The sequence below is a fragment of the Prevotella disiens genome, from assembly GCF_900454955.1.
GTDB classification, from domain to species: domain Bacteria; phylum Bacteroidota; class Bacteroidia; order Bacteroidales; family Bacteroidaceae; genus Prevotella; species Prevotella disiens.
Genome location: NZ_UGTL01000001.1, coordinates 2,050,056 through 2,062,324 on the forward strand (window position 1 = coordinate 2,050,056; position 12,269 = coordinate 2,062,324).

Sequence of the window (12,269 nt, forward strand, 5' to 3'; positions counted from 1 at the left end):
TCGTTTAGGATAAAAAGAGGAAGAAACACAGAGGTTTCTCGGTTGAATTTGACATATCGATAGGCGTTTTGCATAGGGTTTTAATTCACAATAGCAATCTTACAAACTGTTCCGTTGTTGCCTTCTTGGTCGGAAGCCAACACCATGTAGACGCCTGATGCAACACGTTTTCCGCTTAAATCATTGCCGTCCCACACAAAAGTGCCACCATTGCTTCTGCCTTGTGCCACTAAAACGCCATTGGTTGTAACTACTTTCACGTCAGAATTGTTTGCCAATCCCATCACTGTAATGAGTCCTTTGTAACCTGGTTTTACAGGATTTGGATAGGCGTATGCCTCTTCGCTATCTCCTTCGGCAGGAGTTGAAGCGTCACTCATGTAAGAACAAAGTCCTTTATCGGTTCCAAAGAACACTTCGCCCGTCTTGTCGTTGATAGCAATGCTCTCAATATTGTTAGAAAGTAAAGGCGAATTGGTAGACAAGAAATGCTGCACTTGGGTCATATTGTCGGCACTGATAAGATAAGCTCCACTACTTGGTGTACCAAACCATTTGCGTCCGCCGCCATCAATCGCCATACAAGTAATCTCAACACCCGACAAAAGATAGTCGGCAAGGTTGGTTCCGTCGTTGCGAGGCACTTTCACTTGTTCAAAAATAGCCTCCTCTCCCTTTGAAATTTCTGCACTATGAAGTACCAAAGGCCCCACACTTGTGCCTATCCAAATGTTGTTTTGATTGTCTTCTAAAACACAATTTACGCCATTAACCGCCACTGTGGTGTTGTCTTGATTTACAAAATGGGTGAAAGAAGAAAGAACATCGGTTGAAGGTTGGTAGCAAAATAGCCCTGGTTTGTTCCAATGACTATTACCAAACCACAATAGGTTACGACTATCGAACATGGCGTTACTCATTACTGGCAAACTAAAATGTTCGTACATCAAGGCTTCCTTATGGTGGGAAGTAAATGTTCCATCAGGTGAAAGTTTAAACAAAGAAGTATTAGGAGTTTTGCTATTAAGCACCCAAAGATTGCCTTCTTTATCGAAAGCCATACCACTGATGACCACATAATCGTTACCTAATTCCTTTCCTTTATACCATGTTGGGCGCAAAGGACTATTGTCTTTGTTATAAAATTTCTTGATTTTACCATTCAAAAACTCGTATAAACCAGCTCTACCTCCTACAAAAACATGTTCAGAATTCTTTGGATCTACTGCCAAACAATTCAAATCATGATAATTATAACCCGTTATTTTTTCTAATTCGTCTTGATAAATTGTCCACTCATCACCTTGTAATACTTGAATTGTACCTGGTTGGTTGAGCTGAACCTTTCCTATTTCGAACGCACCACCCACGGAATAAAGGCGGTCGTTAAGGTATTTCATGAAGAAAAATCGGTTGTATTTAGGACCACCAGGGAGCAATGGTCTTACTTTTTCTAAATAATTGCCGTCAATATTCTTATTGCGGGGCTTGAATTCTCCTATCCGCTGCCAATTATTTTTATCCAAAAGATTGTTGGTAAGCAGGCAACTATAAACGCCTTTATCCTTACTTGCAGCATAAATGTATTTGCCTTCAATGTAAGAATAATCAACATTGAAACCAAGATTATAGGTATCGCTGATTTGAGCCGTAGAGGTATTCAGTTTAATAATGCCAAAACCAATTGAAATATAGCAAAATCCTTCGTACATATCAAGGCTATTCACCTTTTTATTTTCCGTCATTGATTTACGAAAATAGTATGGCACATTGATAATATTGCCTTTTTCGTCCAACATATCAATGTTGTAATCGGCATAAACGATAACCAAACGTTTTGAAACATTATTCCACGCAATGAAATCAATATCTGTTCCATTGAGTCCATTGCCTTTATCAAAGGTTTGAATGCTATTGTCCGATTCATTGTAAACATACAAATTATCGGACGCCATGACGTATAATTTGGTGCCACCCTTCTCTATCCATTGCACATTACTGTATGCCATGTAATGTTTCCACGTACCTGTTCCACCTGAAAAAGTATATAATGGGAGCATGAAAAACATGCAAACGAGAGCGAATATGTATTTTCTTTTTATCATTTTCTTAAAGCATTATAGTGTAAAAAGTAAACGAGCTTATAAATATTAAACAAGAAAATGTTAGGATTATTGCCTTTTAAGTTGTGTTTTAGTGGTTTACCTATGATTTTAAACAGCCATGCCCCGAGTTTGGAAAGATGGATTTTGCGTAATTTTTCAACCATTTCTAAAAGATTAGAATAGCCTTTTAGTTCGGTTTGAAAGTCAGAAAGTGTGCGCAAAGACTCCTCCGTTTTACTTAAAAATACATCGTTTGGCTCGAAATCTTCAAACAAAACAGGGTTATTAATGTGGTTGATTTTTGCCTTTTTGGCTTTAAATTGTTTGCCAAGCAATACGTCTTCAAATCCGTAATGCTTTATATCTTCGTTGTAAGGGCTGTTTTCAACCAACGTTCTGTGGGCTATAAAGTTGGTACTAAGGTGTTGGTAAGGTGTTTTTCTACGGCTTTCGGCACTGATAGCTTCTTTTGACGCCTGCTCATAGCGGTATCTGAGATTACTTTTCCATTTTTTTTCGTCTTCAACAATATCAATTCCGCCCACAATAACATCGCCATCGGCTTGCAAATAATTGTGTATAAAGGTTGGATTGTCAAGCGAAAGGTCGCCATCAATAAACAGAATCCACTCCTTTGTGGATTGTGTTACAAGGAAATTGCGTATTGCTGACCGCCCAACATTGTGTTCTCGCTCAATATACTGCACTCCTTCAAGGCGTGTTATCGTTCTGTTTTCAATAATAAAACTATTGTCTGGCGAGGCATCATCGGCTACAATAATTTCAAAGTCAGCCCCTTCTGCCACACACTGGCGTTGCAATTCACGAACAAGCGACGTGCAATTGCAGTTGTAAGTGGGCAGCAGAATGGACAAATTTTTACTCTTTTTCATTTCTTTTCTATGGAATTCGCAACAAAAACATAGTGTTTATTGCTGTTTTAAATAGGCTGCGAGCTTTTGAACAGCACGAGCTCTATGCGAAATTTGGTTCTTAATTTGTTCGCCAAGTTCAGCAAAACTTTTGTCATAGCCCTCTGGAATAAAGATAGGGTCGTAGCCAAAACCTTCCGTTCCCGACTTTTCCGTAGCTATTTTGCCCTCCACTCTGCCTTCAAATTGGTATTCCTCGCCGTCAATAATCAGCGAAATGATGGTGCGAAAATGGGCGTTTCGATTAGCATTATCGCCCAATTTTGCCAGCAATTTGCGCATATTTGCTTCGCTATCGTGGTCGGTATGTTCATCGTAACGTGCTGAATGCACCCCTGGTTCACCATTAAGAGCGTCCACTTCGAGCCCTGTGTCGTCGGCAAAGCAATTCAAATGATAGTTATCATAGATAAAATGCGACTTTATACTCGCATTTCCTTCCAACGTTTGGGCAGTTTCTGGAATATCAACATTGCAGCCAATATCCTTCAAAGACACAATTTCAAAACAACTTCCGAGTATGTTTTTAATCTCTGAAAGTTTGTGTTCATTGTTCGTTGCAAATACTATTTTCATTTTATTGCTCCTCTTTTATTGTTGAATCGCCATTAGGATAAACCTGAGAAAGCACCTTTTCAGCATTCTTTGTACTAACTTTTATTCTGTCAAAGCCTTCGCCAAATACGCCAATTACCGAACTTTGGCTCACAAAAGCCAATGGGTCTATGATTTTAACGATACGGAAAATAGACTGACTTTCATTGCGTTTAGCCATTAAGCAAATCACTTTCACGTCCTTTCCTGTGTACCAACCGTGTCCGTCAAGTATGGTTATGCCTCGGTCGCGCTCCTGCATTATGGCATCAGCTATCTCTTCATACTTCTTAGAAAAGATGAGAAATTGAACTGATTGGCGGCGTAAATTCATTACATGGTCAAGCATAAAACATTCAATAAACATAGTGCAAAGACCGAAAACTACCTTATGGAAACGCTCAATGTATGTGCCAAATTGTGGAAAGAGCATACAAGTACTGATGATACAAATATCAACAGCCATTAAAACCTGCCCCAACGAAATGTCTTTGTATTTGTTGATACAAGCAGCCACTATATCTGTACCACCCATACTACTGCCATTGAGGAAAATAACAGCCATTCCTGTACCTGTAATGCAGCAACCAACGATGAGAGACATGAACTTTTGGTCTTCGCCTAATACCTTTACAAAGTGTCCACTGGCATCTACTGGCATTAATTGTTGGGCAAATTTCAACATGAAATATAGCACTACAATGGCGTAAATGGTTTTCATCATGAATTTTAAACCCAAAATTTTCAATGCAACGCCCAATAAAGCAACGTTAATTATCATGTAGGTGTTTTCCAATTTAAACTCCGTAGCATAATAAATAATTGCTGAAAGACCTGTTACACCACCTGTTACAATCTCGTAAGGCATTAAAAATACTGTGAATGCTGCTGCATACAGAAAAAGACCGAGGGTTGTAAATACATAATCTTTTACCTCGCTCCGAATTAATTGTTGATTTATAGTCATCTTTTTATCGTTATGAAGCACATTCTTGGTCTTTCTAAAACCAAGAATGCGCTTTGTTATTATTACTTGCAAACAATGTTTACAATCTTTTTCGGTACTACTATCACCTTAACGATAGTTTTTCCGTCAATATATTTTATTGTTCTTTCGTCTGCCAATGCCGTTTTTTCTATTTCTTCCTTGCTTGCATCAACCGAGAAAGTCATTTGGAAACGTGCTTTACCATTGAAAGAAATGGTAAGTTGTACTTCACTTTCTTTCAAATATTCTTCGTTATATTCAGGCCATTGAGCATCGCAAACACTACCATTCTCGCCTATTACTTCCCAAAGTTCTTCGGCAATGTGTGGTGCAAATGGTGCGATTGTGATGAGCAAACTGCGCAATAAACCACAATTGTTACACTTTTGCTGTCCCAACTCGTTTACACAAATCATGAAAGCTGATATTGCCGTGTTGTAAGAGAATTGTTCAATATCGTAAGACACCTTCTTTATCAACTTATGAACACTCTTCAACGATTCTTTTGAAGGTTCGTTGTCGTTCAATTCTTGTTGATATAACTTCCAGAACTTCTTCAAAAAGCGGAAACAACCGTCTATTCCGTTGGTATCCCAAGGCTTACTTGCCTCAACAGGACCTAAGAACATTTCGTACAAACGCAAGGTATCAGCACCATATTGTTCCACTATCACGTCAGGATTAACCACGTTGAACATTGATTTTGACATCTTTTCTACTGCCCAACCACAAAGATATTTGCCGTCTTCGAGTATAAATTCAGCGTTTTTATATTCTGGTCGCCATGCTTTAAAGGCTTCAACATCAAGCACATCAGCATGAACAATGTTTACATCAACGTGGATTTGCGTTGTTTCATATTGGTTTTTCAAGCCTAAACTTACAAAAACTGGTGCTTTAGAATGGTCGTCTGAATTGACACGATAAACGAAATTAGAGCGTCCTTGTATCATTCCTTGATTGACTAACTTTTCGTATGGTTCTTCTTTACAGCTATAACCATAGTCGTGAAGGAACTTATTCCAAAAACGAGAGTAAATCAAATGCCCCGTAGCATGCTCTGTTCCACCGACATAGAGGTCTACATTTTGCCAATATTCGTCTATTTCTTTGCCTACCAAAGCCTCATCATTGTGTGGGTCCATGTAGCGAAGATAATAAGCTGAACTACCTGCAAAACCAGGCATTGTGTTCATTTCCAATGGGAAAATAGTCTTGTTATCAACCAAAGATTTCTCTACAATCTTCTTATTCTGTTCGTCCCAAGCCCATATTTCAGCACGTCCCAATGGTGGTTCGCCCGTTTCGGTTGGTTCAAACTTATTGATAGCAGGCAATTCTATTGGCAAACATTCTTGTGGAACCATATAAGGCATACCGTCTTTGTAGTAAACTGGGAATGGTTCGCCCCAATAACGCTGACGTGAAAAGATTGCATCACGCAAACGATAGTTTACTTTTACCTTGCCCAAACCTTGCTCGGTAATATATTTTTTAGTCGCCGCAATGGCTTCTTTCACGGTCAATCCGTTCAAAGAGAAACCGCCTTCGGTAGGTGTTTCAGGACTATTGATGACGATACCTTCCTTTGCATCGAAACTTTCTTCCGATACATCAGCCCCTTCAATCAATGGACGGATAGGAAGATTGAAATGTTTTGCAAACGCATAATCACGGCTATCATGAGCTGGCACAGCCATGATTGCGCCTGTTCCGTAGCCCGAAAGCACATATTCAGAAATATAAATAGGGAGTTTTTCGCCTGTGAAAGGGTTGATACCATAAGAGCCCGTGAAAACGCCTGTTACTTTTCGGTCGCTCATACGGTCTAATTCGGTACGTTTCTTCACATACGCTAAATATTCCTCTACCTCCGCCTTTTGCTCTTCGGTTGTTAAGTCGGCAACCAACTCGCTTTCAGGAGCAAGTACCATAAATGTTACGCCAAACATGGTGTCGGCACGAGTGGTGAAAATAGTAATATCGTGTTCTACTTCTTCGCTTCCAACAGGTGTAACAGCTTTGAAAACCACTTCAGTACCTTCTGAACGACCAATCCAATTGCGTTGGGTTTCCTTCATAGAGTCAGACCATTTCACTTTATCCAAGCCGTCTAACAAACGTTGAGCGTATGCTGACACACGCAAGCACCATTGTTTCATTTTCTTTTGAACAACAGGATAACCGCCACGCTCGCTCACTCCGTCTACAACTTCATCGTTGGCAAGCACAGTTCCAAGCCCTGGACACCAGTTTACCATGGTTTCGCCAAGATAAGCAATGCGATAATTCATCAACGTTTCTTGTTGTTCCTTTTCGCTCATGCTTATCCAATCGCGAGCCGAGAACATCTTTTCTTCACCTTGCGCTACGTTCAAATTCAGCGTTCCCTCCTCTTCAAAGTGGCGAACAAGCTCAGAAATAGGTTTAGCCTTGCCCTCGTTATTATCGTAATACGATTCAAACATACGTTGGAAAGCCCATTGTGTCCAATGATAATATTTAGGGTCGCAGGTTCTAATCTCACGTTCCCAATCGAACGAGAACCCTATTTTGTCTAATTGCTCACGATAGCGTGCAATGTTCTTATCGGTTGTAATAGCAGGGTGTTGCCCCGTTTGAATGGCATACTGTTCGGCTGGCAATCCGTAGGCATCATATCCCATAGGATTAAGGACGTTGAAACCTTGCAAACGCTTGTATCTTGCGTAAATATCGCTTGCAATATAACCCAAAGGGTGTCCCACATGTAAGCCTGCTCCCGATGGATATGGGAACATATTGAGTACATAGAATTTCTTTTTATTCTTGTCTTCAACAACCTTATAGGTTTTGTTCTCAACCCATTTCTTCTGCCATTTCTTCTCAATGTCTGTGAAGTTGTATTCCATTCTTATATCTTTTTTATTTTATTTATTTCGCGTAGAATGCTTATCAAAAAGCAAAAATAACAGCAATGCACTCGTTCATTTCCATAAATGACGGGAGTACATAACCCTCCAATTTGCAAAATTACAAAAAAATGATAGGCTAACAAGTATTTTTTCCTAATAATTAAGGTATTACCTTATTTCCGCAAACAAATTCCTTGTTTGTTTCAAAACTTGTTTGAGCCTCATTTACTCCTATGAGAAAGTTCGATGTGTTATTTTTTTACCCCAGTTCGGGATAACTGAGTGTCTAATATGATATAAATGCAGCGTGAATACGCCTCCTCCCCATACCATTAGGAGTGGGTAATAACAGAAGGCTGAAAGAAATTGTTTTGCCCTTAGAATAGTGACAGCTGTTTGGTGTCTTCGATGCAGTATCCCTGCAATGCCTTTGGCTTGTTGTCGAAGAAGCAATATGCTCCCAATGCTGAAATAAGATTCATGATAAAGTTGCTTACAGATCTATGGCGTGAGTGTACAATCTGTGCCGTATTCTTCAGCATGTCGTTAATGGTTTCGATAATGTATCTCTTGCGCAGCATCATTCTGTCATAGAACGGCATCAGCTTGTTTTTCATGTTTACGCGCAACCCTGTCACCAGCTGTATTCCATCCTCAAAGAGGAAGTCAAACAGCTTCTGTGAAATATAGCCTTTATCAGCGAACAGCTTGCCGTACAGTCGTTTAGCGAGAACCTTGAACGCATTCGGATCCTTGTCGCTGACATTTGCGCCTGTAAGGACAAAGGCTATTATCTCGCCTCTGTCATTGCACGCAAGGTGGAGCTTAAAGCCATGGCACCAACCCATTGTTCCTTTTCCGTCAGTGGCAATTCCCTTGAATACCTTATTGGCATATCTCCTGAGATTATGGCATACGGGTATCATCGTGGAATCAACGAATGTTATGCCGGTACATCTTCCGAAAGCTCTCAGATTAAGGAAGAACATGAGCTGGAAGAACACGCGGCTTTCCAACTCCACAAAGCGGTTGTACGACACGGCTTTCGGAAAATAAGACTTCATCGTACCCTTGACGAAGAACAGATAGTAATGCTTGAAATTGCGGAATGTACCAAAATGAAAATACAACAAAATGGTCATGATTTCACTGTCGGACAACGACGCTTGGCGACGTCTACGCTTGACTCCGCTATTGTCTTCAAGTAGATTTCCTGCATTTTCTGCATCAAAATGTTTGCAAAACTCGTCTATTATACAAAATAATTCTGTAACTTTGTAATCGGCAGTCATATCAAATATTTTTGTAACTAATTGATTTTCACCTATAAAGATACAAAATATTTGTGAGACTACCAACTTTTTTATGAACTATTTCTTATCCCGAACTGGGGTAATCCTTGGTTAATGGTTTGGGATTAATTTAAAGATGTAACAAAATGAAGAAGATCTTCCCGCTACAATTGTGTGTTTGGCTTTTTCTTACAATATTGTTTTCCCAATGTACAAAGGTTGATTTAGAGGAAGGAGTACGCAAAACAACTATTCTTCGGCATAATTATATTGCAATAACCACAAAAGATGATATTCCCGGAGAAGTGGAAGTGCATTATAGTATATTGGGCAATAATGGTCAAAACGAAGTCAAAACAGAGAGGATTTCTACCCCTTGCGTGATTGGTGGAGAGAACGTCTTGGTCTCCTATGACAGTATTGTTGGTACACATTCGGGGAAAAGCGTTTTTAGCCAGCTTACCTTGAAAAGAGACTATCAAGAAAACGGAGCAGATTTTCTTTCAATCAAGAACTTGTCTTCGACAGTCCTTGAGTATGCCGTAATCGGTAACCAGCCTCTTGTGTTCCATAACCCTGCGAATTTAAAAGAATACCATAATTTCACCAATTTAAATGAGATAGATAAAACCAAGGTTGTAAAAGAAAGTCCAACTCCTATTAATTCAGAAGGTATTCCTATTTTATATTTACTAAAGCCTGAACTTTCTAAAATTAACCAGTACTATATCTTGCTAAGTATTGGGGATTGTGTGAATGGGAAGCTTACAACCGTAGAAAGTACCTATGCTAAGAATATTGGTATTAAACCTATAAAGCATACTATTCGAGAAATAATGAATTTCTACAAAGAGGAATATAGCCATGGCAAAACTCTATTTGCAGACTACAACGACTATGATTTAAAATGTCAAAAGTACAAAGGTCTAGCTCGTTTAGACATAAAATTTTATGGAGAAATACAACCTGAGTCTTTTGTAAGGAACTCCGGACAGATTTGGTTTATTAATACAACTTCGGGAATGAAGGGAATTGATACCTTTAAGATTTTTCAACGAGAATGATACATACTAAATTTATGTTATGCTGCCTTTTGTTAGTGCTATTATTGAGTTGCTCTGAAGATGATGGTATAGTTAGGTATTCCGAGAAAAACGCTATATTCGTTTATATGGCTGCAGATAATGACTTAGATTACTTTGCAATACAAAACATCAATCAAATGGAGAGGTGTTTTTCTGAAAATCAAATTAGTAATGGGGTTTATGTTTATGTAGACAGGGTAAAGAATCGCAAAACCTCTCACCCATGCCTATATAAAGTAAAGGCAGACAATACAGATTTAATAGTTTCTGAGATAATCAAAACCTATCCTGAACAAAACTCGTCAAGTGCAGATATTTTTGTAAGTGCCTTATTTCCGCAAACAATTTCCTTGTTTGTTTCAAAACTTGTTTGAGCCTCATTTACTCCTATGAGAAAGTTCGATGTGTTATTTTTTTGCTCAACTTATCACAAATAGGCTGGTTATTTGACCACAAGCTCCCTTACACCCATAGGGAATGGGGAAGATAAAATTCAGCAAAAAGTTTGAAGCTACTCTTTAAAAATCTTGATATCATACTTTTTGGAAGTGTGTATAGGTTTAAGACGTATCTCCTTCCCGTCTTAATCCATTTGGCAGGTACGTTAATGAAGTGTAATATGAACTTCTTCAAACGACTGCTTTTTCTTTAAAGGTTCAATTAAATATCAATTTTTTGGATTACTATTTTTAAAAAGAGGCTGTTTTGAGGTGTAAAATAGGCTGTTTTGAGGTGTAAAATAGGCTCTTTTGAGTTATGAAACAGGCTGTTTGACTTTACCTAAATTTTCTATACACTTTTAGGCTATATAAACTAACTTTCTATACACTTTCTTTTTTGCTATACTAAATTAGTAGACAGAGTCCTAAAGTTGCACTTAAAGTATGAGAGCTGGACTTGCTGACCCCCTACTTGTTGTTTGTCAAAATTGTATGCCCCTCAATGGGGCATGCAATTTTTTTCTTTCTTATCAGGGTTGCTGGCATGTGCTTTGCCCCTGACTTGTTGTTTGTCGCTGTAAAGTTACAATTTTGTTTTCTTTCGTCTCTTGTTTTTTATCATATTTTTTCTTTTTCCACTTTTTTTGTTGTGGTCCTTTCTCTTGATGCGCCATGGCAGGGGTTTTGTAGCCGATGCTCATGTGGGGGCGTTTGTTATTATAGAATTGTATGTATCGTCCGATAACTTCTTTTGCTTGTGCTTGGTTTGCAAATTGGTGGGTACGATAAACGTATTCTTCTTTGATAATACCATTTACTCGTTCGGCTATGGCGTTATCGGTGGGCTTGTAATCTTCTGTCATAGAGATGGATATACCATACGATTTTAAGACTTCAACATAGGCATCGCAGCAGTATTGTACGCCACGGTCGGAGTGGTGGATAAGTCCCTTTAGGCAGCTATTACCTGTGCTTTGAACTGCTTGGTCGATGGCTTGTTGGAGGGCTTCTATTGACATGGCTGCTTTTAAGGTATCGGTTAATACCCAACCTATTATCTTATGGGAGTAGGCATCAGTTATAAGATGTAGATAACAAACGCCTTGAGCCGTCCAAATATAAGTTATATCGGCTACCCATAGTTCGTTGGCAGAGTTTAGAGAAATGCCTTTTATAAGGTTCTTCCATTTATGATAACGATGATTGGAGTTGGTCGTATGCCGTACCTTAGGGGGAGGAAGCATCAACTTGTGTCTGCGAAGCAGGACATAGAAACGATCACGACCCATAACTGCCTCATAACCATAGATGTTTCTCATCATGAGCCAAAGCTTATAAGCACCGATACCAGGGTCTTCCGCCCTAATTTCGCAGACACTTTCAAGTACACGACGCTCGTTGGCAATATCCTTTTCAATATCAGACTTTAACTGGTAAAAAGACTGACGATGATGGTCAAATAGCTTACAAGCAAGCGTAACACTGAGGTTGTCTTGCTTGACCAGTGAAGTGGCTACTTGACCCCACATTTTTTTCTGATTGAAATGTTAAAGTATTCTTCTGCCTTATCAATGAGCATATCACGAGCTTTGGTCTCTAAACGAGAAATTTCCAAGGCTTTTTCTAACTCTGCATACTGCTTTTTCAATTCCGACAACTCTTTACGATAACCCTCTTTACTTATATTTGCCATGTCTATATCGAATGATTCAGAGGGCAAAGGTAAGCCTTTTTTCTCACAAGCGTAACGCTTTATCCAACTACTTAAGAGAGTTACATTGCAAATGTTGTGCAATTTAACAAACTTAGACTTACTCAAACCTGATTCGTAATACAAACGAACCAAACCTAAACGAGCTTCATCACTGTAATGTTTCCGATTTTTTACCATATTTCTTACTCATTTTATGCACCGAAAATGTGTATAGAAATTTCAGGA

At 39.0% G+C, this 12,269-nt stretch carries 10 protein-coding genes and 1 pseudogene; 2 read left to right on the forward strand and 9 right to left on the reverse strand.

The annotated features are described in order from the left end of the window. Nucleotides 1-80 precede the first annotated feature (80 nt). From porZ to DYI03_RS09075, 6 genes are all read right to left on the reverse strand, one after another. The gene (gene porZ, locus DYI03_RS09050) at nucleotides 81-2,105 is read right to left on the reverse strand and encodes a type IX secretion system anionic LPS delivery protein PorZ (RefSeq protein ID WP_021669494.1); all 2,025 of its coding nucleotides are present in this window, start codon (nucleotides 2,103-2,105) and stop codon (nucleotides 81-83) included. Then, a complete protein-coding gene (locus tag DYI03_RS09055) occupies nucleotides 2,102-2,998 on the reverse strand; it encodes a glycosyltransferase family 2 protein (RefSeq protein ID WP_036859128.1) in 897 nt (298 codons plus the stop codon). Before DYI03_RS09055 ends, porZ begins: the two co-directional genes overlap by 4 nt. 36 nt (nucleotides 2,999-3,034) lie before the next feature. Continuing rightward, nucleotides 3,035-3,613: a non-canonical purine NTP diphosphatase gene (locus DYI03_RS09060; RefSeq protein WP_021669492.1), complete on the reverse strand. Its 579-nt coding sequence runs from the start codon at nucleotides 3,611-3,613 to the stop codon at nucleotides 3,035-3,037. 1 nt (nucleotide 3,614) lies between these two features. Further along, entirely contained in the window at nucleotides 3,615-4,598 is a 984-nt protein-coding gene (locus DYI03_RS09065) for a YitT family protein (RefSeq protein ID WP_025064682.1), read from the reverse strand. A gap of 62 nt (nucleotides 4,599-4,660) precedes the next feature. Next, nucleotides 4,661-7,510 carry a leucine--tRNA ligase gene (leuS, locus tag DYI03_RS09070; protein WP_021669490.1) on the reverse strand — a complete coding sequence of 950 codons (2,850 nt, stop codon included), beginning with the start codon at nucleotides 7,508-7,510 and terminating at the stop codon, nucleotides 4,661-4,663. A gap of 380 nt (nucleotides 7,511-7,890) precedes the next feature. After that, complete coding sequence (locus DYI03_RS09075) at nucleotides 7,891-8,805, reverse strand: IS982 family transposase (RefSeq protein ID WP_036885544.1); 915 nt, start codon at nucleotides 8,803-8,805, stop codon at nucleotides 7,891-7,893. 146 nt (nucleotides 8,806-8,951) lie between these two features. On the opposite strand from DYI03_RS09075, the gene DYI03_RS09080 reads away from it, so the two are divergent. Next, nucleotides 8,952-9,869, forward strand: a complete 918-nt coding sequence (locus DYI03_RS09080; RefSeq protein ID WP_021670261.1) for a hypothetical protein — start codon at nucleotides 8,952-8,954, stop codon at nucleotides 9,867-9,869. A 107-nt stretch (nucleotides 9,870-9,976) separates the two neighbouring features. Beyond that, entirely contained in the window at nucleotides 9,977-10,264 is a 288-nt protein-coding gene (locus DYI03_RS09085; RefSeq protein WP_147287677.1) for a hypothetical protein, read from the forward strand. Nucleotides 10,265-10,352: 88 nt separating this feature from the next. Here the strand turns inward: DYI03_RS09085 and DYI03_RS13690 are convergent. The 3 genes and pseudogenes from DYI03_RS13690 to DYI03_RS09095 all read right to left on the reverse strand — a co-directional run. Then, nucleotides 10,353-10,538, reverse strand: a pseudogene (locus tag DYI03_RS13690) (hypothetical protein); the annotation flags it as partial. Nucleotides 10,539-10,860: 322 nt separating this feature from the next. After that, the gene (locus DYI03_RS09090) at nucleotides 10,861-11,859 is read right to left on the reverse strand and encodes an IS3 family transposase (protein WP_004355165.1); all 999 of its coding nucleotides are present in this window, start codon (nucleotides 11,857-11,859) and stop codon (nucleotides 10,861-10,863) included. Further along, entirely contained in the window at nucleotides 11,844-12,221 is a 378-nt protein-coding gene (locus DYI03_RS09095) for a transposase (protein ID WP_004357394.1), read from the reverse strand. Before DYI03_RS09095 ends, DYI03_RS09090 begins: the two co-directional genes overlap by 16 nt. Nucleotides 12,222-12,269: the final 48 nt, after the last annotated feature.